At 61.6% G+C, this 20,633-nt stretch carries 23 protein-coding genes; 11 read left to right on the top strand and 12 right to left on the bottom strand.

Going from position 1 to position 20,633, the window contains the following annotated elements:
• The first annotated feature begins 26 nt into the window (after positions 1–26).
• Both SLW74_RS02940 and SLW74_RS02935 read left to right on the top strand, forming a co-directional pair.
• Positions 27–164 (top strand): hypothetical protein, encoded by a 138-nt coding sequence (locus SLW74_RS02940; protein ID WP_166650518.1) that lies wholly within the window; start codon positions 27–29, stop codon positions 162–164.
• A gap of 263 nt (positions 165–427) precedes the next feature.
• Entirely contained in the window at positions 428–1,591 is a 1,164-nt protein-coding gene (locus SLW74_RS02935; protein ID WP_410928087.1) for an MFS transporter, read from the top strand.
• Between the two features lie 15 nt (positions 1,592–1,606).
• Here the strand turns inward: SLW74_RS02935 and arfB are convergent, their stop codons facing one another.
• Both arfB and SLW74_RS02925 read right to left on the bottom strand, forming a co-directional pair.
• Complete coding sequence (gene arfB / locus SLW74_RS02930) at positions 1,607–2,020, bottom strand: alternative ribosome rescue aminoacyl-tRNA hydrolase ArfB (protein ID WP_065986956.1); 414 nt, start codon at positions 2,018–2,020, stop codon at positions 1,607–1,609.
• Between the two features lie 52 nt (positions 2,021–2,072).
• Positions 2,073–3,497, bottom strand: a complete 1,425-nt coding sequence (locus tag SLW74_RS02925; protein WP_065986952.1) for an amino acid permease — start codon at positions 3,495–3,497, stop codon at positions 2,073–2,075.
• Positions 3,498–4,014: 517 nt separating this feature from the next.
• Between SLW74_RS02925 and SLW74_RS02920 the strand changes: the two genes are divergently transcribed.
• Positions 4,015–4,152, top strand: a complete 138-nt coding sequence (locus SLW74_RS02920) for a hypothetical protein (RefSeq protein ID WP_163022139.1) — start codon at positions 4,015–4,017, stop codon at positions 4,150–4,152.
• 70 nt (positions 4,153–4,222) lie between these two features.
• The gene (locus SLW74_RS02915; protein ID WP_410928086.1) at positions 4,223–5,191 is read left to right on the top strand and encodes a leucyl aminopeptidase; all 969 of its coding nucleotides are present in this window, start codon (positions 4,223–4,225) and stop codon (positions 5,189–5,191) included.
• An 83-nt stretch (positions 5,192–5,274) separates the two neighbouring features.
• Here SLW74_RS02915 and rluB read toward each other — a convergent pair whose 3' ends face one another.
• The 6 genes from rluB to SLW74_RS02885 form a co-directional block, all read right to left on the bottom strand.
• Positions 5,275–6,522: a 23S rRNA pseudouridine(2605) synthase RluB gene (rluB, locus tag SLW74_RS02910; RefSeq protein WP_065986948.1), complete on the bottom strand. Its 1,248-nt coding sequence runs from the start codon at positions 6,520–6,522 to the stop codon at positions 5,275–5,277.
• Positions 6,523–6,729: 207 nt separating this feature from the next.
• Positions 6,730–6,924 (bottom strand): DUF1289 domain-containing protein, encoded by a 195-nt coding sequence (locus tag SLW74_RS02905; RefSeq protein WP_065986946.1) that lies wholly within the window; start codon positions 6,922–6,924, stop codon positions 6,730–6,732.
• Between the two features lie 54 nt (positions 6,925–6,978).
• Positions 6,979–7,770, bottom strand: coding sequence for an SMC-Scp complex subunit ScpB (gene scpB / locus SLW74_RS02900; RefSeq protein ID WP_065986944.1), 792 nt, complete (start codon positions 7,768–7,770; stop codon positions 6,979–6,981).
• 17 nt (positions 7,771–7,787) lie between these two features.
• Entirely contained in the window at positions 7,788–8,486 is a 699-nt protein-coding gene (locus SLW74_RS02895) for a segregation and condensation protein A (protein ID WP_163022142.1), read from the bottom strand.
• A 140-nt stretch (positions 8,487–8,626) separates the two neighbouring features.
• On the bottom strand, positions 8,627–9,259 hold the full coding sequence (locus SLW74_RS02890; RefSeq protein WP_108121457.1) for an L-threonylcarbamoyladenylate synthase: 633 nt from the start codon (positions 9,257–9,259) through the stop codon (positions 8,627–8,629).
• Positions 9,260–9,272: 13 nt separating this feature from the next.
• Entirely contained in the window at positions 9,273–10,133 is an 861-nt protein-coding gene (locus SLW74_RS02885; RefSeq protein ID WP_192135444.1) for a PHP domain-containing protein, read from the bottom strand.
• A gap of 65 nt (positions 10,134–10,198) precedes the next feature.
• Between SLW74_RS02885 and SLW74_RS02880 the strand changes: the two genes are divergently transcribed.
• From SLW74_RS02880 to SLW74_RS02860, 5 genes are all read left to right on the top strand, one after another.
• Positions 10,199–10,807, top strand: a complete 609-nt coding sequence (locus tag SLW74_RS02880) for a septation protein A (protein WP_296306112.1) — start codon at positions 10,199–10,201, stop codon at positions 10,805–10,807.
• Position 10,808: 1 nt separating this feature from the next.
• The gene (locus tag SLW74_RS02875; protein WP_410928085.1) at positions 10,809–11,108 is read left to right on the top strand and encodes a YciI family protein; all 300 of its coding nucleotides are present in this window, start codon (positions 10,809–10,811) and stop codon (positions 11,106–11,108) included.
• Between the two features lie 271 nt (positions 11,109–11,379).
• On the top strand, positions 11,380–12,057 hold the full coding sequence (locus tag SLW74_RS02870; protein WP_065986934.1) for a response regulator transcription factor: 678 nt from the start codon (positions 11,380–11,382) through the stop codon (positions 12,055–12,057).
• A gap of 277 nt (positions 12,058–12,334) precedes the next feature.
• Positions 12,335–12,778 (top strand): Spy/CpxP family protein refolding chaperone, encoded by a 444-nt coding sequence (locus SLW74_RS02865; RefSeq protein ID WP_065986932.1) that lies wholly within the window; start codon positions 12,335–12,337, stop codon positions 12,776–12,778.
• A gap of 93 nt (positions 12,779–12,871) precedes the next feature.
• The gene (locus tag SLW74_RS02860; RefSeq protein ID WP_410928084.1) at positions 12,872–14,209 is read left to right on the top strand and encodes a sensor histidine kinase; all 1,338 of its coding nucleotides are present in this window, start codon (positions 12,872–12,874) and stop codon (positions 14,207–14,209) included.
• Between the two features lie 175 nt (positions 14,210–14,384).
• Here the strand turns inward: SLW74_RS02860 and SLW74_RS02855 are convergent, their stop codons facing one another.
• Positions 14,385–14,945, bottom strand: a complete 561-nt coding sequence (locus tag SLW74_RS02855) for an NAD(P)H nitroreductase (protein WP_065986926.1) — start codon at positions 14,943–14,945, stop codon at positions 14,385–14,387.
• 174 nt (positions 14,946–15,119) lie between these two features.
• On the opposite strand from SLW74_RS02855, the gene SLW74_RS02850 reads away from it, so the two are divergent.
• Both SLW74_RS02850 and SLW74_RS02845 read left to right on the top strand, forming a co-directional pair.
• Positions 15,120–16,574 (top strand): TrkH family potassium uptake protein, encoded by a 1,455-nt coding sequence (locus tag SLW74_RS02850; protein WP_410928083.1) that lies wholly within the window; start codon positions 15,120–15,122, stop codon positions 16,572–16,574.
• Positions 16,575–16,680: 106 nt separating this feature from the next.
• Entirely contained in the window at positions 16,681–16,992 is a 312-nt protein-coding gene (locus SLW74_RS02845) for a DUF962 domain-containing protein (protein ID WP_410928082.1), read from the top strand.
• Between the two features lie 64 nt (positions 16,993–17,056).
• Here SLW74_RS02845 and SLW74_RS02840 read toward each other — a convergent pair whose 3' ends face one another.
• The 3 genes from SLW74_RS02840 to SLW74_RS02830 form a co-directional block, all read right to left on the bottom strand.
• Positions 17,057–17,875, bottom strand: coding sequence for a UDP-2,3-diacylglucosamine diphosphatase (locus tag SLW74_RS02840; RefSeq protein ID WP_065986920.1), 819 nt, complete (start codon positions 17,873–17,875; stop codon positions 17,057–17,059).
• Positions 17,876–17,995: 120 nt separating this feature from the next.
• The gene (locus tag SLW74_RS02835; RefSeq protein WP_065986919.1) at positions 17,996–18,292 is read right to left on the bottom strand and encodes a SelT/SelW/SelH family protein; all 297 of its coding nucleotides are present in this window, start codon (positions 18,290–18,292) and stop codon (positions 17,996–17,998) included.
• 3 nt (positions 18,293–18,295) lie between these two features.
• On the bottom strand, positions 18,296–20,608 hold the full coding sequence (locus SLW74_RS02830) for a FimV/HubP family polar landmark protein (protein WP_410928081.1): 2,313 nt from the start codon (positions 20,606–20,608) through the stop codon (positions 18,296–18,298).
• Between the last annotated feature and the right edge of the window lie 25 nt (positions 20,609–20,633).

The raw sequence follows: 20,633 nt of genomic DNA, 5'->3' as shown, positions 1-20,633 counted from the left end.
GCAACACACTTGTGAGGAGCGACGATATGCATGAAATCCCGAACTTCCCCTTCCCAAGCCAAAATCAGCAAAGCGCAGCAGCCCGCCAGGAACTCGGTCAGCCGATCGAGATGAAAGCCAGCGGTAAACGCAACGACAGCAGCAAAGCCCAAAGCCCGCGCTAAAGGCCTGTTTAGCCACTGATTTTTCAGCCGCTAAATTTTCAGCCCCTACGGAAGAGCGTCTTCAAGGTGTATTTCCATAAGGGCTGAATCATTCGCGACAGGTTCCACCCCTGCCTGACCCCGAACTCAGATCCACCCATCCGCCACTGCCATGAACCGCCGTGCCTCGCTATCATGTGCCCTCGCGCGGATTCAAGCGTCTACGCTTCAAGCCGATTGCCCCCTCGCTATTCTTTTTCCGTCGTAACCGTGGATCTATGCCCATGCCAGACGCTTCGAGCGCTGCCCCTCAACGTCCTATGGCTGTCACGCTGCAGGTTGTTTCCATCGTCCTTTTCACCTTCATCGGCTACCTGAACATCGGTATCCCGCTGGCCGTATTGCCAGGTTATGTGCACACCGACCTTGGCTTCGGCGCGGTCGCTGCCGGGCTGGTGATCAGCGTGCAATACCTCGCGACCCTCCTCAGCCGGCCCTTTGCCGGGCGATTCATCGACACCCGAGGCCCGAAAAAAGCGGTAATCATCGGCCTGTTCGGCTGCGGGTTGAGCGGCGTGTTCATGCTCCTCGCCGACTGGCTCGACGCCTGGCCAATGATCAGCCTGATCAGCCTGTTTGTAGGGCGGCTGGTGCTCGGCAGCGCTGAAAGCCTGGTCGGCTCCGGCTCGATCGGCTGGGGCATCGCCAGCTACGGCGCCCTGGCCATCGGCGCGCCGGTGGGGGTGTTGTTGGTCAATGCGTTGGGGCTGTGGAGCATGGGCGTCAGCATCATGCTGTTGGCGGCGCTGGGGATTTCCCTGGCCTGGAAGAAAACCCCGGCGCCGCTGGTGCATGGCGAGCGCTTGCCCTTCCTGCACGTGCTGGGCCGCGTGCTGCCCCACGGCACCGGGCTGGCGCTGGGGTCAATCGGCTTTGGCACCATCGCAACGTTTATCACGCTGTATTACGCCAGCCACACCTGGCCAAATGCGGTGTTGTGCCTGAGCCTGTTCGGCGCCTGCTTCATCGGTGCACGCCTGCTGTTCGGCAACCTGATCAATCGCATCGGCGGCTTCCGCGTGGCGATTGCCTGCCTGTCGGTGGAGACGTTGGGCTTGCTGCTGCTGTGGCTGGCGCCCAACCCGAATCTGGCGTTGGCCGGTGCGGCGCTGACCGGCTTCGGCTTCTCGCTGGTGTTTCCGGCGCTGGGCGTCGAAGCGGTGAACCTGGTGCCGCCGGCCAGTCGCGGTGCGGCGGTGGGGGCTTATTCGCTGTTCATTGACCTGTCGCTGGGGATTACCGGGCCGGTGGCGGGCGCCGTGGCGGCTGGTTTCGGCTTCGCGTCGATCTTCCTGTTTGCTGCGCTGGCGTCACTGAGCGGCCTCGGGCTAAGCGTGTATCTCTACAAGCACGCGAAAAGGACGCGGGACAAGCCGGTCGCCAGCTGATCCCGCAAGCGACACTCAAAAATCCACCTTACCCCGCCCTGCCTTGATCGACCCGCGCTTGGTTTTCGATTCCAGCCGGCGGGTCTTCGAGCCCAGGGTCGGCTTGGTCGGCCGGCGCTTCTTCTCCACCTTCCCCGCACTGATGATCAGCTCGCTCAGGCGTTCCAGCGCATCGGCACGGTTCTGCTCCTGCGTCCGGTATTGCTGCGCCTTGATCACCAGCACGCCGTCGCTGGTGATGCGGCTGTCACGCAGCGCCAGTAGGCGTTCCTTGTAGAACGGCGGCAGCGACGAGGCGTTGATGTCGAAACGCAGATGCATGGCGCTGGACACCTTGTTGACGTTCTGACCACCCGCACCCTGGGCACGGATGGCGGTCAGCTCGACGTCGCTGTCCGGCAGATGGATGTTGTTGGAGATGATCAGCATGGCAATCCAGTTCCTGGTCGAAGCCGCCGCGACGTCACCGGCGGCTCTCGCCTTATTTGATGATCGACGTCCGCTGGGCCATTGACTCACTGTTGGCCCGGCGCTTGTTCTTGATCACGTAAAACACCCACATCGCCGCCAGCCAGATCGGGATCGCGTACACCGAAATCCGGATACCGGGGATCATCAGCATGATCACCAGAATCAGCACCACAAACGCCAGACAGACGTAGTTGCCGTACGGGTACCACAGCGCCTTGAACAGCGGCTGCTGGCCGACCCGGGTCAGGTGCTGGCGGAACTTGAGGTGCGAATAGCTGATCATCGCCCAGTTGATGACCAGAGTGGCGACCACCAGGGACATCAGCAGCTCAAGGGCATTTTGCGGCATCAGGTAGTTGAGCAACACGGCGATCAGCGTCACCGCCGCCGACACCAGAATCGCTCGCACCGGAACACCCCGGCCATCGACCCGCGCCAGTGACTGCGGCGCATCGCCTTGCTCGGCCATGCCGAACAGCATGCGCGCGTTGCAATAGGTGCCGCTGTTGTAGACCGACAAGGCCGCCGTCAGCACGACGAAGTTGAGAATATGCGCCGCCGTCGTGCTGCCCAGCATCGAGAACACATGCACGAACGGGCTGCCGCTGTAGGCATCGCCGGACGCATTGAGGTCAATCAGCAAGGCGTCCCACGGCGTCAGCGACAGCAGCACCACCAGCGAGCCGATGTAGAAAATCAGAATCCGATAAATGACCTGATTGATCGCCTTGGGAATGATGGTCCGCGGCTGGTCCGCCTCGGCTGCGGTGAAGCCAAGCATTTCCAGCCCGCCGAACGAGAACATGATGAACGCCAGCGCCATGACCAGCCCGCTCACGCCATGGGGGAAGAAGCCGCCCCGATCCCACAGGTTGCTGACCGATGCTTGTGGGCCACCCTCGCCGCTGACCAGCAGATAGCTGCCCAGGGCGATCATCCCCAGAATCGCCACCACCTTGATGATCGCGAACCAGAATTCAGCCTCGCCGAAGACTTTTACGTTGGCCAGGTTGATGACGTTGATCATCACGAAGAACACGGCAGCCGAGGCCCATGCCGGGACTTCCGGCCACCAGTACTGGATGTATTTGCCGACGGCGGTCAGTTCGGACATGCCCACCAGAATGTAGAGGACCCAGCAGTTCCAGCCCGACAGAAAGCCGGCAAAACCGCCCCAGTAATTGTGGGCGAAATGGCTGAACGACCCGGCCACCGGCTCTTCGACGATCATTTCGCCGAGCTGTCGCATGATCATGAAAGCAATGAAGCCGCAGACGGCGTAGCCAAGGATCATCGACGGGCCTGCGGACTTCAGCACCCCTGCCGAGCCTAGGAACAGCCCCGTGCCGATCGCGCCACCGAGGGCTATCAACTGGATGTGACGGTTCTTCAGACCACGCTTCAAGTCACCCGAATGGGACATGTTTTCACTCATTGGCAAACCACCTTGGCGCGCTTGTCTGTGACGGAATCGAACCCGACGCGCTCATGACGCGGCGGAGGGAAACGGAGTGGGTAACCCCGAGGGGTTGGCGTCCATACGCCGGTGGATCACAGAAAAAACGGGCGCGCATTGTACACCGCTCACATGGCGTTTGGCGGCGAAAGAATTCCCGGCTGAAGCCGGTCCCACAGGATGTGCATGACGCTTCTGTAGGACCGGCTTCAGCCGGGAAGCTGTTCTATACCAACCTCCGACACAATTCTGTCGCAAAAATAATTCTCCGAAATCGAAAGCTCCCTTACGTTGTTTTCGCTGCAAGTTTCCATAATTCCGGCGAAATGCCAGCATTTGTCGGTCGATTTTTACTTTGCAACAGTCTGACTATTGCACTAGTTTTTTCAGTGCTTGCTGGCCACGAAGGTCAGTGTGCTTCCATGACGAGGAGTTAAGGCGATGCCTTTCGTCCTCGCTGCATTCGGCAAGTACGTCATTCTCAGGAGATTCACCTATGCAAACAGTTGAACTGGCTCTGGAAGAAGAACTGCAATTGGACGATTGGTTTGAAGCACCGACTCATGATGCCGCTGTGGAGATGATGCAGGCTGACGCTGTGGTGCCGTTTGGCACCGCGATGTGGCCGTTCTAAAACAGCTGAAGGGCGAACGTGGCTAACGCGTTCGCCCTCTTGTTTCGAGCATCCGGATGCGGAGCGCACTATGGATAACAGCAGCGCAATCGAACATTTCCTCTACTACCTGCAACACCATCCCGCCGTCACCGGCATTCACACCCCCCACGTCTTACTGGCACACACCGCGGAATACCGCCGTCTCATCGAGAGCATCGCCGAGAGCTCGACGGCGCGGGATGTCTTCCGGTTCAGCACATTGCCGCTGGACACTACCCCGGTCGGCGAGCTATCAGAGGCCATCACCGACTCCGATCTCTTCGTCCTGTTCTACGATTCCTCAACGCTGCCCAATCCCCGCGCCGAGGGACCGCCGTTCATTCGTCAGCTGCAAGAGGTGATGTCGGCGCAGTGGAAAAAGTCTTTGCTGTTCAAAGATTACGGCGATTATTTCTACGACACGTTCAGCGTTGAACCCGAACGCATCGCGCAGTTAAATGCGGCGTTGATCGACACCATGAACGGAGGCGAGACCCTCAGCTTCAGCGACGATCACGGCTCGTACTTCGAGGCGCCGCTGCGCGAATTGAAGAAGTGGACCAACATCAACGGCGTCGGTAATTACGACCTGGCACCGGGTGAGATCGCCACCCACAGCGAATCCATCAACGGTCATGTGCGGTTCCTCGGCACCTTTCTCAGCACCATACCCTTCGCGCGCAAGTACGGGATCATCGAGTCGCCACTGGAATTGTGGATCGAGAACTCCACCATCACCCGCATTGCCACCGACGTGCCGGGGCTGGAGCACGACTTCAATAAATACCTGGACGCCAATCCCTCGAACCGGCGCATCGAAGAACTGGGGATCGGCACCAACGAAGGTGTCAGCCAGCTGTACGCACGCAATGCAGGGTTCGAAGAGCGCCATTGCGGACTGCATCTGGGACTGGGTGGCGGTGCCAAAGGCAGCCACCACATGGACCTGATTTTCAACAGCGGCTCACTGGCCGTGGACAAGCGCGTGGTGTTCGACGGGACTGCCTACGTCGTCTGACTCCCAAGCGCGCATAAAAAAACGCCAGTCTCTCGACTGGCGTTTTTTGTACTTCAGACCGCGATTACTGCTTCACAAGGCCATTACTCGGGCTTGCGACGACCAAAGCCCGGGCGCTGACCGGTGCCGCTTGGCGGGCCGCGGCGTTTGCCGGACGGGGTCTTGTCGTCCACCAGACCGATGCCGGGACGCGAAGGCTTCGGCTTGGCGGGACGCTTGTTCATGTCGCTCGGGCGTTCCGCGACCGGCGTGCCGCGACCGTTTTCGCTACGCGCGCTGTCGCCACGTGGATTGCCGCCACGGGCAGTGTCGCCACGACCACCGATAGCCGGACGCGGGGTGCGCGCCGGACGACCGTTTTCCGCAGGCTTGCGCGCCGGGCGCTCGCCATCCGCCAGACGTGGCTCACGGGCCGGACGGTCCGAAGACACTGCATCTTTGGCCGGACGAACCTGACGCACACGTTCGCCTTTGCCCAACGGACGGGAAGACTGGCGCTGCAAACGCTCCAGCTTGTCTTTGGTCTTGGCGGTCATCTGCGGCATCGCGACCGGCGTCAGGCCGACCTCGGCACTGAGAATGTCGACTTCCTGCTGACTCATTTCGCGCCAGCGACCCATCGGCAGATCGGAGTTGAGGAACACCGGGCCGAAACGCACGCGCTTCAGACGGCTGACCACCAAACCCTGGGATTCCCACAACCGACGAACTTCGCGGTTGCGGCCCTCCATGACCACGCAGTGGTACCAGTGGTTGAAGCCTTCGCCACCCGGCGCCTGCTGAATGTCGGTGAAACGCGCCGGACCGTCTTCCAGCACCACGCCAGCCTTCAGGCGCGCCAGCATGTCGTCGTCGACTTCGCCACGGACGCGCACGGCGTACTCGCGGTCCATTTCGAACGAAGGGTGCATCAGGCGGTTGGCCAGTTCACCGTCGGTGGTGAACATCAGCAACCCGGTGGTGTTGATGTCCAGACGACCGATGTTGATCCAGCGGCCTTCTTTCGGACGCGGCAGGCGATCAAACACGGTCGGACGGCCTTCAGGGTCGTCACGGGTGCAGATTTCACCGTCCGGCTTGTTGTACATGACGACGCGGCGAACGGTTTCGGCGGCTTCTTCGCGGCGGATCACGCGACCGTCGACCGTAATGGCGTCGTGCAGGTCGACGCGCTGACCCAGAGTGGCCTGAACGCCGTTGACCTTGATGCGGCCTTCGCCGATCCAGGCTTCAACGTCGCGACGGGAACCGACGCCGATGCGCGCCAGGACCTTCTGCAGTTTTTCGCCTGCTGGGCCGATCTCTTTATCTTGCTTGTCTTGTTCACTCATCTGGGCACCTCCCGGTGTGTCGAATCAGGGCATGCGCGAGTGGGCATGGCCTGTGGCCCGGCTCTCTGGACGAAAGCGGCTCCGGATCAGAACAGCTCTGAGGCGGAACGGGCGGAAAACTGAAATCCCTGGCGCGTGTGGATCGCCAAAAGGTCGCGAATCATACGCGCCTGACGCGCGTTGCGCATCAGAGACTAGATGAAAAATTCAGGCTGACTTCTTTTTCCGCCGACTGGCGCCCTTGAGCTTGATCAGCCGCAGCGCCGATTCGGCGAGCACCGAACGCTTTTCGTCCTTCTCCATCTTCTTCCAGGATTTGATCTCGCGCTTGCTGCGACCACAGCCCAGGCAAATATCATCGTCGAATTTGCAGAGGCTGATGCAGGGATTCTTGGTGCTCATGGGTTCGCCTGAATGAGGAATTGGGCGCTAGGCATCGTCCTGCCACAGCGTTCGTCACCGCGGATCTTCATCGTCCTGCGGCGGTTCTTCCAATTCAGACTCTTTATCGGCCTCATCGAGCAATAAATCGTCGAAGTCGATTTTCAGGCCCTGCTCCATGGTATCCAGCTCGGCCAACAAGCTGCGGAAACTGGTCTCATCCCGGGGCGCCTCAGGCTCTGCGTCAGCATCGAGTGGCAGGCTGGCATCGGCCAACGCCTGCAAGTGCGCGGGCACAGGTGCGTCGTCGAATTCAAGCACCGGCTCGGTTTCCATTTCGCGCAGGTCGGCCAGTGGCGGCAGTTCGTCGAGGTTTTTCAGGTTGAAGTGATCAAGAAAGGCTTTGGTGGTGGCGAACATCGCGGGTTTGCCGGGCACGTCGCGGTAGCCGACGATCCTGATCCATTCGCGCTCCATCAGGGTCTTGACGATGTTGGTGTTGACCGCGACGCCACGCACGTCCTCGATCTCGCCCCGGGTGATCGGCTGGCGATAGGCGATCAGCGCCATGGTTTCCAGGAGGGCGCGCGAATAACGCTGCGGGCGTTCTTCCCACAGACGCCCGACCCAGGGCGCAAACTTCTCGCGGATCTGCAAGCGATAGCCGGTGGCGACTTCTTTCAGCTCAAAGGCGCGGTTGTCGCAGGACTTGCCCAGCAACGTCAGCGCCTTTTTGAACACCGGCGGTTCGGGCCGCTCGCCCTCTTCGAAGAGCTCGTAGAGACGCTCCAGGGACTGCGGTTTTCCGGAGGCGAGCAGAAACGCTTCGAGCAACGGCGCCAGATCGCGGGGTTCATTCAGATTCATTGATCAGCTCTTGCTCTTTATTCGGCTCGCGCCCGCACATGAATAACGGCGAAGGCTTCGTTTTGCACCAGCTCCACCAGTTGCTCCTTGACCAGTTCCAGCACCGCCATGAACGTCACCACCACGCCCAGCCGCCCCTCTTCTGCCGTGAACAGCTCGGCGAAGGGCACGAAACCCGCGCCTTTCAAGCGCTCCAGCACATCACTCATGCGCTCGCGGGTGGACAGCGCTTCGCGGCTGACCTGGTGACTTTCGAACATGTCGCCACGGCGCAGCACGTCGGCCATCGACATCAACAGCTCTTCGAGGGCGACGTCCGGCAACAACTTGCGCACCCGCGCTTCGGGCGCCTCCAGCCGGGGCACCAGTACATCGCGGCCCACGCGGGACAGTTGATCGATGCCTTCTGCCGCTGCCTTGAACCGCTCGTACTGCTGCAAGCGACGGATCAGTTCGGCGCGGGGATCGCCCTCTTCCTCCTCGGCCATTTCCGAGCGCGGCAGCAACATGCGCGATTTGATCTCGGCAAGCATGGCCGCCATGACCAGGTACTCGGCGGCCAGCTCCAGGCGCACGGTTTTCATCAGCTCTACATAGCCCATGTACTGGCGGGTGATTTCCGCCACGGGGATGTCGAGGATATTGATGTTCTGTTTGCGAATCAGGTAAAGCAGCAGGTCCAGCGGGCCCTCGAAAGCTTCGAGGAACACTTCCAGCGCATCCGGCGGGATGTACAGGTCGACCGGCATCTGTGTGACGGCCTGACCGTAGACCATGGCAAACGGCAGCTCTTGCTGGGCGTTGGCCTGCGGGTCGGGCTGAGCGGCGGTCTGAACATCCAGCGTTTGCGCCTCGGTCACTCGACTTCGACCCCGAACGGCGTCGGATCGCCGCAACCCACGCGGACCACCTGGGGCTCGCCATCGGTCAGGTTGACCACGGTCGAGGCCGAGATGCCGCCCTCGCCGGCGTCGATGATCAGGTCCACCTGATGCTCGAGAATCCCGCGCATCTCGTAAGGGTCACTCATCGGAATGGTCTCGCCCGGCATGATCAGGCTGACGCTCATCAGCGGCTCACCCAGTTCCTGCAACAGCGCCTGCGCGATGGGATGACCCGGCACGCGCAGGCCAATGGTGCGCCGCTTGGGGTGCAGGACCAGACGCGGCACGTCACGGGTGGCGCCGAGAATAAAGGTGTACGGCCCCGGCGTGTGCGCCTTGAGCACGCGAAACGCCGCCGTGTCGACCTTGGCGAACAACCCCAGTTGGGACAGATCGCTGCACATCAGCGTGAAATTGTGTTTGTCATCGAGTTGACGCAGGCGACGGATGCGCTCGACGGCAGTCTTGTCGCCCATCTGGCAACCCAATGCGTAGGACGAATCGGTGGGATAAACCACCAGACCGCCCGCCCGGATGATTTCCACGGCCTGCTTGATCAGGCGCGCTTGCGGGTTTTCCGGGTGGACCTGGAAAAATTGACTCACGGTAATTTCCTGTTCAGACGGCAGTAGGCTGGTCATGTTTGAACCGACACCAAAGGGGCGGCAGGTCTTCGGGCAATGGGCGATAAACGCCGATTTCAGACCATGCGCCTGGGGCATGAAAATCACTGCCGGCACTGACCAGCAGACCGAACTCACGGGCCAGAATAGCCAGACTGCCGACCTGATCGGCAGGCTGCAGGCCGTTGACCACTTCTATGGCGTGGCCGCCGGCCTGAATGAAGTCGGCGACCAGCTTGCGACGCTTGCTGCGGGTGAAATCGTAATGCGAAGGGTGCGCGAGGCTGACCCACGCCCCGGCGGCGCGCAGGGTCGCCACCGTTTGCTCAAGGGTCGGCCAGTGTTGCTTGACGTCGCCCAGCTTGCCCGCACCGAGCCATTTGCGGAACGCTTCGGCGCGGTCCTTGACGAACCCCTGGTTGACCAGAAAGTCGGCAAAGTGCGGCCGGGCCGGCGCATTACCGCTGTCGCCCAGCGCCTGCTGCACCGCACGCGCACCTTCGAGCGCGCCGGGCATACCTTTCATCGCCAACTTGCGGCTTATTTCTTCGGCCCGCAACCAGCGGCCGGTGTGCAATTGCTCGATCGCCTCACGCAATTGCGGGGCGTCCACATCGAACCCATAGCCCAGCACATGGATGGTGGCACCGCCCCAGGTGCAGGACAATTCGATGCCGTCGATCAGCTGCATACCCAGCGCAAGCGCCGCAGCACGGGCCTCGGCGAGGCCTTCGAGGGTGTCGTGGTCGGTGAGTGCGAGGACTTTCACGCCGTGCTCGTGTGCACGCGCGACGAGTACCGCGGGCGCAAGGGCGCCATCGGAAGCGGTGCTGTGGCAGTGCAGATCGACGTTCATAGGGGCGCTTTCGCAGTCATTGATGTTTGTTATTATGCCGTCACATCCAGCTTCTGGCTCTTACTGTGAAACAATTCATCGACTTCATCCCGCTCATCCTGTTCTTCATCGTTTACAAAATCAGCCCGCAAGCCGTCGATGTCCTTGGCCACAGCTTCATGGTAGGCGGGATTTACAGCGCCACCGCGATGCTGATCGCCAGTTCCCTCGTGGTTTACGGCGTCCTCTATGTCCGTCAGGGCAAACTGGAAAAAAGTCAGTGGCTGACGCTGATTGCCTGCCTCGTGTTCGGTAGCCTGACCCTGGCGTTCCACAGCGAAACCTTCCTCAAGTGGAAAGCCCCGGTGGTGAACTGGGTCTTCGCGCTGATCTTCGCCGGCAGTCACTTCATCGGCGATCGTCTGTTGATTCAACGCATCATGGGCCACGCGCTGACCCTGCCGCAGGCGGTCTGGACCAAACTGAACATCGCCTGGATCGTGTTCTTCCTGTTCTGCGGCGCGGCCAATCTCTATGTGGCGTTTACCTATCAAGAATTCTGGGTCGACTTCAAGGTGTTCGGCAGCCTGGGCATGACCCTGCTGTTCCTGGTCGGCCAGGGCATCTACCTGGCTCGCCACATCCATGACGCCGAGCCGTCAACCCAGCCTACAAACAAAAAAAGAGAGGACTGACATGCTCTACGCAATCGTGGCAACCGACGTCGCCAACTCGCTGGAAAAACGCCTGGCCGCACGCCCTGCGCATCTGGAGCGTCTGAACGCAATGAAGGCCGAAGGGCGCATCGTCCTCGCCGGCCCGATGCCTGCGGTAGACAGCATCGACCCGGGCACTGCAGGGTTTACCGGCAGCTTGATCGTCGCCGAATTCGAGTCCCTCAAGGACGCCCAGGCCTGGGCTGAGGCGGATCCCTATGTGGCAGCGGGTGTCTACGCTGACGTGATCGTCAAACCGTTCAAGCAAGTCCTGCCCTGAAACGTCTGTCAGGCGCCCGGCTCTGTACACCGGGCCGGACCGCCTTCACCCGCCTTCTGAAGTTCACCCTACGCACTGCCCTGCCGATAAGTTGCTAGAACCAAAGGCTTTGACTGCGGCTCAAAGAGGCACGGGCGGTCATGCCTTGTGGGTATTGACCGAACAATAATGGTTTGTCACGAGGGGTCACGCAGCCAGGGTGGCCCTCCAGTGCGGTATCTTTGCCAGCGGCCGGCGTCGATGTCGTCGGCAATGGCTAAATGAGTGAGTCATGAGCGAGCTGTTACTTATTGATGATGACCAGGAGCTGTGTGAGCTCCTGAGCAGTTGGTTGAGTCAGGAAGGGTTCGCTGTGCGTGCCTGCCACGATGGCCAGAGCGCGCGCAAAGCGCTTGCCGAATCCGCACCCGCTGCGGTGGTGCTGGACGTGATGCTCCCCGACGGCAGCGGTCTGGAAGTGCTCAAACAATTGCGCACCGATCACCCCGACCTTCCCGTGCTGATGCTCTCGGCGCGCGGCGAACCGCTGGACCGCATTCTGGGGCTGGAGCTGGGCGCCGATGATTATCTGGCCAAGCCCTGCGATCCTCGCGAACTGACAGCGCGTCTGCGCGCGGTGCTGCGCCGTAGCCATCCGACGGCGGTATCGTCGCAAATCGAACTGGGCGATCTGTGCTTCAGTCCCGCACGGGGCGTGGTCACGATTGACGAGCAGGAATTCACCCTGACGGTCTCCGAAGCGCGTCTGCTTGAGGCCTTGCTCGGCCAGCCCGGTGAACCGCTGGAAAAGCAGGAGCTGGCGCAACTGGCCCTGGGCCGCAAACTGACGCTCTACGACCGCAGCCTTGATATGCACGTCAGCAACCTGCGCAAGAAGATCGGCCCCCACGCCGACGGCCGCCCGCGCATCGTTGCCCTGCGCAGCCGCGGGTATTATTACAGCCTCTGACGAGGCAGTTGGGAGCGGCAAGCTGCAAGCAACAGCGACAGCACAAGCAACAGCATCGGCAGCGACGCCGGACTGCTTTTTGGCTTGAAGCTTGTGGCTTGAAGCTTGTGGCTTGCCGCTTACAGCTGTGCGCGCACTCGGTAGCAGGCACACTACGTCAACACGCCAGCGCGCCCCCTTTACCCAAGCTTTACCGACCCCTGACCTCCCTTGACCTTGATCTCCCTAAACTGGCCTCAACCGGCACAGAGCCGAAATCGAGACAAGGAGATTCACCATGCGCAAGACTTTGATGGCTTTGATGTTCGCCGCAGCCCTGCCTACCGTTGCAATGGCCATGCCTCCGGAAGCTGGCCCTATGGGTGGCCCTGGCGGTCCTGGCTTTGAAGGCCCTGGCATGCATCATCGCCACGGCCCGATGGAAAGACTCAACCTGACCCCTGAACAACGTCAGCAAGTCGACCAGATGATGGGCGATCAGTGGCGCGGCCGCTCCGAGATCACCCAGAAGTACCTGGCCAAGCTGTCGCCCGCCGACCAGAAGGCGATGATGGATGAACAGGAAGCTGCCCGGGCCAAAACCCAGTCCGGCATCCGCGCCCTGCTGACGCCGGAGCAACAGAAGACCTTCGACCAGATCCAGAAGGATGAAGCCCAGCGCCGTGCGGATCGCGCCGAGTTCGAAGCGTGGAAAGCGCAGAAAGCGCAAAAAACCCAGTAACTGCCTGCTGGCGCGGCATTACACTTCCCCCAACCCGACACGCTCCCCGGCGTGTCGGGTTTTCTTTTTGACACACCGGGTCGAGGGCAGCACGTGCGTTCATTGTTCTGGAGAATCCTGGCGAGCTTCTGGCTTGCGATCGCGTTGGTAGCGGGCCTGTCGATCCTGATGGGCCATGTCCTCAATCAGGACGCCTGGATTCTCAGCCGTCATCCCGGCCTGCACAACTTGCCGCAGAAGTGGGTGGAGTTGTACGAGGACAAAGGCGAGAAATCCGCCCAGGATTATCTGCAAGACCTCAAGCGCAAATACCACATCGACGTTCAGGTGCTCAACGACAGCGGCGAAGCGGTGATTCCCGGCACCTTCCCGCCCCGCGCGGCGGCTTTTGAAGAGCGGCAGAATGACGACACACGACCACTGCCGTGGCGGCGACTGACCTCCGAATACACCAGTGAAAAAACCGGTGAAACCTACCTGCTGATTTACCGGATCCCACATCCGGAGCTGGACGCGTGGCACCGCGACAGTCTGGTCTGGCCGCTGAGCGCGCTGGGCATCGCGCTGGTGGTGCTGACGTTGTTCAGCCTGATGGTGACGCTGTCGATCACCCGCCCGCTAAGCCGTCTGCGCGGCGCGGTGCATGACCTCGGCCAGACCACCTACCAGCAAAACAGCCTGGCGCGACTGGCCAACCGCCGTGATGAATTTGGCGTGCTGGCGAACGACTTCAACCGCATGGGTGCCCGCCTGCAAAGTCAGATCAGCAGCCAGCGCCAGCTGCTTCGCGACGTTTCCCATGAACTGCGCTCTCCCCTGGCCCGGCTGCGGATTGCCCTGGCCCTGGCCGAACGCGCAGAACCGGTGGAGCGCGACAAGCTGTGGCCGCGCCTGACCCGTGAGTGCGACCGGCTGGAAGAGTTGATCAGCGAAATTCTGGCGCTGGCACGACTGGACGCCGACATGGGCAGCGCCACGGCGGTGGATGTGTCGGGGCTTTTGCATCATCTGCAGGCCGAGACGGAGATGGGCGGCGGCGAGCAGACGGTTTCGGTGTCGGTGCAGCCAGGGGTGCAGTTGCAGGGCTGGCCAAGCGTGCTGGAACGGGCGCTGGACAACCTGCTGCGCAACGCGCTGCGCTTCAATCCGGTGGGTCAGCCGATCGAGTTGAGCGCAACCCTTGAGGGGGATGAATGGCGGCTCAGCGTGCGGGACCATGGCCCCGGTGCCAATCCGGAGCATCTGGCGCAGTTGGGCGAGCCGTTCTATCGCGCGCCCAACCAGACTGCGCCGGGCTACGGGCTCGGCCTGGCCATTGCCAAACGCGCCGCCGAGAAGCACGGCGGAACGCTGGTGCTGGGCAATCACCCGCAGGGCGGATTCGTGGCCAGCATCGTCGTGCCGCGCGAGTTAACCGCTATGCACGGTTAATTCCCTGTTCGCAGCCGCTCCCGCTGAATGGGTGCGGTGACTGGTAGGACCGGCTTCAGCCGGGAAGAGGCCTGTCTGTACACCTCAGTTTTGCGGTGTAACGCTTAATGCCTTCCCGGCTAAAGCCAGTCCTACAGATCGGGGCCGGCGCTTATAGCGGGATGAAACCAGTTTGTTACCCCTCCCACGCGCTCACAAAACCAGCAACCTCCGGCTTCGCGGGTTCACGCGGCGGATTTTGCGGCGTGCCGAGGTACAGAAAGCCGACGACTTCTTCTTCGGCTGTCAGACCCAGCCCTTCGGCGACGTGGCGGGAGTAGGACAAATCCCCCGAGCGCCAGACCGCGCCAATGCCCATCGCATAAGCGGCCAGGAGGATGCCGTGGGCAGCGCACCCTGCGGTGATCACTTGTTCCTTTTTCGGCACTTTGAAGTGGTCAGTCAACTTGGCGATGACCACGACCACCAAGGGCGCGCGCAACGGTCCGTTACGGGCCTTGTCCAGCGCTTTGGCCTCAACATCGCCGCCTTTGTCGATCAATGCCTGGGCCAGCAGTTCGCCCATGCGGTTGCGTGCGTCGCCTTCGACGGTCAGAAATCGATAAGGCCGCAAGACGCCATGGTCAGGCGCGCGCAGGGCTGCGCCGAAGAGGATCTCGCGTTGCTCGGCGTCCGGGGCGGGTTCGATCAAGCGGGGCACGGACACGCGATTAAGCAATACGTCGAGCGCTTCCATTAAGTCGTCTCCAGGAAAAATGACGGGCCATTGTAGTGCCCTCGGTGCAGTCTTGAACTTCAATAACGATTAACCGGGGCAATTACTTACAACACTCTCGGAAATGCCTCGGTTTACACCAACGGGCTCGCGAGTAGAATGGCCGCCCTCTCACTACCTGATCAGAGCGACTGCATGGCGTTGCCGACTCTCCGCATCATCGGTTTCATTATCGGCATCTTCCTGATTACCCTGGCCATCGCCATGGTCGTGCCGATGATCACCCTGATGATCTTCCACCGCACCGCCGACATGCCGTCGTTTCTGTGGTCGAGCCTGATTACCTTCGTGTCCGGGCTGGCGCTGGTGGGCCAGGGCCGACCTGAACACGTGCACCTGCGGCCCCGGGACATGTACCTGCTGACGGTCAGCAGCTGGGTCATCGTCTGCATCTTCGCGGCGCTGCCGTTTCTGCTCACCCAACACATCAGCTACACCGACTCCTTCTTCGAAAGCATGTCCGGCATCACCGCGACGGGCTCCACCGTGCTCAGCGGCCTGGACACCATGTCCCCCGGCATCCTGATCTGGCGATCGCTGCTGCACTGGCTCGGCGGCATCGGCTTCATCGGCATGGCCGTGGCGATTCTCCCGCTGTTGCGCATCGGCGGTATGCGCCTGTTTCAGACCGAGTCGTCGGACCGTTCCGAAAAAGTCATGCCGCGTTCGCACATGGTCGCCAAATTCATCGTGCTTGTTTACCTGGGCATCACCGTGCTGGGCACGCTGGCGTTCTGGTGGGCGGGCATGAGCCTGTTCGACGCCATCAATCACGCGATGTCGGCGATATCGACCGGAGGGTTCTCCACCTCGGATCAGTCACTGGCGAAATGGCCGCAGCCCGCCGTGCATTGGGTGGCCATCGTGGTGATGATCCTCGGCGCCCTGCCGTTCACCCTCTATGTGGCGACGCTGCGGGGCAATCGCGGGGCGCTGCTCAAGGATCAACAGGTGCAGGGTTTTCTCGGCCTGCTGCTGGTGATGTGGCTGGTGATGACCGCCTGGTACTGGGCGACGACCGATCTGCCGTGGTACGACGCGTTGCGCCATGTCGCGCTGAACGTGACCTCGGTGGTGACGACCACTGGTTTCGCCCTGGGGGACTACAGCCTGTGGGGCAACTTCGCGCTGATGCTGTTTTTCTACCTGGGGTTCATCGGGGGATGCTCAGGGTCAACGGCGGGCGGCGTGAAGATCTTCCGCTTTCAGGTCGCCTACATCCTGCTGCGCGCCAACCTGCACCAGCTGATCCACCCGCGCGCGGTGATCAAGCAGAAGTACAACGGTCACCGGCTGGACGACGAGATCGTGCGTTCGATTCTGACCTTCTCGTTTTTCTTCACCTTCACCATCTGCCTGATCGCGCTGATGCTGTCGCTGCTGGGGCTGGACTGGATGACTGCGCTGACGGGCGCCGCCAGCACCGTGTCAGGCGTGGGGCCGGGGCTCGGTGAAACCATCGGGCCGGCGGGTAACTTCTCGACGCTGCCGGATGCCGCCAAGTGGATTCTGTCACTGGGCATGCTGCTCGGTCGGCTGGAAATCATCACGGTGCTGGTGCTGTGCATACCGGCGTTCTGGCGGCACTAGAACACTGCGGGCCGGGCAACGTCAGCTGCGTAGCCCCGAGAAATGTCGCGGCGGGCAGTGGGGGCTGGACTAAGCTCAACCAATACCCTGCCCGGAGCATAGCCTTGTGGAAACAGTGAAGCGTTTCGACCGATTCGAAGACTTCTATCCGTATTATCTGCACGAACATCGGGACAGCACGTGCCGACGCTTGCATTTCATCGGCACGAGTCTGGTCATCCTGATTCTGGCATTCGCCGTGCTCAGCGCTCACTGGACATTGTTGTGGGTACTGCCCTTGGCGGGCTACACCTTCGCCTGGATCGGCCACTTCTTTTTCGAGAAGAACCGTCCGGCCACGTTCAAGCATCCGTTCTACAGCCTGCTCGGTGATTTCGTCATGTACGGAGACATGCTCAGGGGCAAAGTACCGTTTTGACCGGCACTCGTCGGCGTCGCGCATGACGCCTTGCTGCCCCACTGTTTGAGTAAAAGCTGCCTGCTCAGACCGTCTCGCCCACGGGCTGCGCTGTTTCCGGGCTTTTGGCTTTGACGTGGGCATCGGCCAACCGGAACAGCTCGATCGTGCCATCCCAGTGCTCGATCAACGCCGTGCAGGACTCCACCCAGTCGCCGCAGTTGAGGTATTCCACGCCGCCCACCTGACGGATTTCGGCGTGGTGAATGTGCCCGCACACCACCCCGTCCAGACCGCGCTTGACGCACTCATGGGCGATGGCTTCCTCGAAATCGCTGATGAAATTCACTGCAGTCTTGACCTTGTGCTTCAGATACGCCGACAGTGACCAATAGCCGTAGCCGTATTTGGCGCGCCAGTGGTTGAGCCAGCGGTTGAGGGTCAGGGTGAATTCGTAGGCCGAATCGCCAAGAAACGCCAGCCAGCGGTGGTAGCGCGTAATGACGTCGAACTGGTCACCGTGGATCACCAGCAGACGACGACCATCGGCGGTCAGATGCACAGCTTCATCGACCAGTTGGATGTTGCCTAGAATGAGTTTTGAATAGCGGCGCAGGAATTCGTCGTGGTTGCCGGTGACGTAAATGACTTCGGTGCCGCGCTTGCTCATGGTCAGCAGACGGCGGATGACGTTGGTGTGGGCTTGCGGCCAGTACATGCCGCCGCGCATCTTCCAGCCGTCGATGATGTCGCCCACCAGGTACACCTTGTCGGCGTGGTATTGCTTGAGAAATCCGGAGAGGTGTTCGGCCTGGCAGTCGCGGGTTCCCAGATGCACGTCAGAGATCCACAAGGTCCGGACACGTTGTTTACGACTGGGTTTCACGCTCTCGGCAATGCTCATGGACCACCTCCACTTTGGTTTTCCCAAGCGTGGACGTGGTCGGTGATATGAACATGACGGCGGTGTTTAGCTTTGATGACACGACATATCGATTAACACTTTCCCAGACCCGATGCGCGCTCAGGTATCCAGGCCGGCGTGACGATCGTTGTGCCCCAGGTCCCGGGCCGGATCGATCTGGTCACGCACGCGCTGCTTGAGCACCTTGGCCTCGGGAAACCCGCCGTCGGCCTTGCGCTCCCAGATCTGCACGTCGTCGCAGGTGATGCGGAATACACCGCCGGTGCCGGGGATCAATGACACTTTGCCGAGATCATCGGTGAAGGTGCTCAACAATTCCTGAGCCAGCCAGGCGGCGCGCAACAGCCATTGGCACTGTGTGCAGTAGGTGATGGTGATTTCAGGCTTGGCAGACATCGGTCAGCCCAACCCTGCCAGCAAATCACGGGCGGTTTGCTGCGGGCCGTCATCGGAGCCGTCGATCACTTCCTGCAACAGCCGACGGGCCTCGTCGACATTGCCTTCATCGATCAGCACCTGCGCCTCATTGATCTTGCTCAGCGGCTCTTCGTCCAGACTCAGCAGATCGAAGCCGCCCTCCTCGATCATGAAACTGTCGAGAAAAGCGTCGTCCAGCAGATCGCTGTTGCTCTGCACAATGACTGCCGGACCGGCCTCGAACTGAACGTCCATTTCCGGCGGCGTTTCCTCTTCGGCGAAGTCGCTGAGGAACTGCTCTTCGGGCATCTCGAACACCTCGGGCAGCTGCGTGAGGTCGGACGAGAACGAAGTGTCCAGTTCAGGTTCGGCTTCGAGTACAGGCGCGGGCTTGCGCGGGGCGGGCGTGCTGTCGAACGGATCAACCAGATCCCAGTCGGCGTCCATGGAGAGGTCGTCGAGGTTGAGCTGGAAATCGTCGGCAGGGTCGACCGGGTTCAGTGATGCGGCCGCATTTTCGTCCAACTGGGGGGGGTCCGTCAGGCTGAGCGCCGGCGGCTCTTCTGATGCCTGACTGGCCGAGGCTGTCTGGCTGGCCAGCACCGCGGCAGCACCCAGGGCCGCGGCGGAGGCTGCGGCCGAGGTCATGGCTGGCGACGCGACTGGCGCGTACGGCGCTGCGGGGACCACGGGCTCGGGCTTCAGTTTCGGGTAACGATTGCGAATATCCTGAAGCTTCTGCGCGTCGACGCCCTGACTCAGGAGCACGCGTTCTTCTTCGTCATACGCATCGATGTCGCCCTGCTCGCCGAGCAGTTCGAGAATGCGCAGGCGAACATCGGTGCGCTCGGGCTGTTTGCCCAACGCATCCCGCAGGATGGCCAGTGCTTCGGCGAAGCGACCGTAGGCGATGTAAATGCTCGCGCCATCCAGGGCGTCAGTGGCGGCACCGGCCAGACGTTGGCCGGCAGGTGCTGACGAAGCCGGACGCGCCGGGGTGACCGCCGGCACTTCGAAGACCGGGGTGACCGTGGCCGCAGACCTGACCACCGGTTCCGCCGGCACAGGCTCGAGGGCCAGCTGATTTTTGATCCGGTTGCGGCGCACAGACCAAGCCAGCGCGAGGAGCAGCAATATCACCAACAGCGCTGCCAGAACCGACGTCCAGGGGAAGTCATCCTCGGCGGCAACCGGCACCGGCGCTTGTACGGGAGTGGCTACCGGAGCGGGTGCAGCCGGCGTTGCCGCCGTCGAGGGGGCGGGAGCAACTGGCGCCGCCACAGGCTTGGCCGATTGGGCCTTGAGTTCGGCGAGTTGGGTCTGCAGTTCGATGATCTGCTTGTCCTTGTCGGCCTCTTCGACGGTGGACGTCTGGACTTGCTGCTTGAGGTCGTCCAGCGTGTTGTTCAACTGCTGGTTTTCCAGCGCCGCCGCCGACAACTGATCGCTGGCGTTCTGCTTCGCCGAGGCAGGCGTCGGGGCGGAGGCTGCGGCCGAGGTGCCGCTGCCTGCAGCAGACCCATTGGCGGTCTTCGGTTCAACGGCGTTGTCCGGCAGCAACAGGCTCTGACCGACCTTCAACTGGCTGCGCTCACCATTGGGAAACGCTTGCGGATTGAGCGCCACCACGCCTCTTATCAACTCGGCAGAAGAGGTCTTGCTGCCCGGCACCTGTACTTGGCGGGCAATACCCGCCAGCGTGTCGCCGGACACGACCGTGTAGTGCTTGCCCTGTCGAGCCTGGGGCGGCGCGACCGGCAGACGCGAATCATCATTTGTCGCGCGGGCCGCTGGCGATTGAGTACGGCTGCGCGTCGCGGCGAGCCCGGTCGGCGATGTCGGCGGATCAAGCAGCACGGTGTATTCATGCAGCTGGTCGCCGTTCGGCCGTACCAGCCTGACGAGGAAATTCAGATACGGCTCGGTGACCGCCTTGTGGGATTCGATGTGAATCACGCTGCGGTTACCACGGATCACCGGAGTGAAACGCAGGTCGTTGAGAAAGAACACGCGCTCCACGCCAGCCTTGGCAAAGGCTTCGGGCGGCGCGAGCCCGACGACGATTTCCTCGGGACTCATCCCACCCGCTTCAATCAATTCGACATCGGCGTTAAAGGGTTGCCCCAACGCAGAATGCAGGCTGATATCGCCCAGACCCAGCGCAGCCGCCACGGAGCTGTGCAGCAACGCGGCTGAGGCGAGCCCGATGGCGAGCAAACCCGAACGAAGACCCGACTGAACGCGAAGAGGCGCACCCCCTTCACGACGACTACCGGCCTGAAAACTCTTCAGCATGCGAACCCTTTTGAAGACGAGGCAG

The organism is Pseudomonas sp. W5-36, from assembly GCF_046540455.1.
GTDB lineage: Bacteria > Pseudomonadota > Gammaproteobacteria > Pseudomonadales > Pseudomonadaceae > Aquipseudomonas > Aquipseudomonas graminis_B.
The sequence above is the reverse complement of the archived record's forward strand: the minus strand, read 5'-3'. Positions and strand labels throughout refer to the sequence as shown.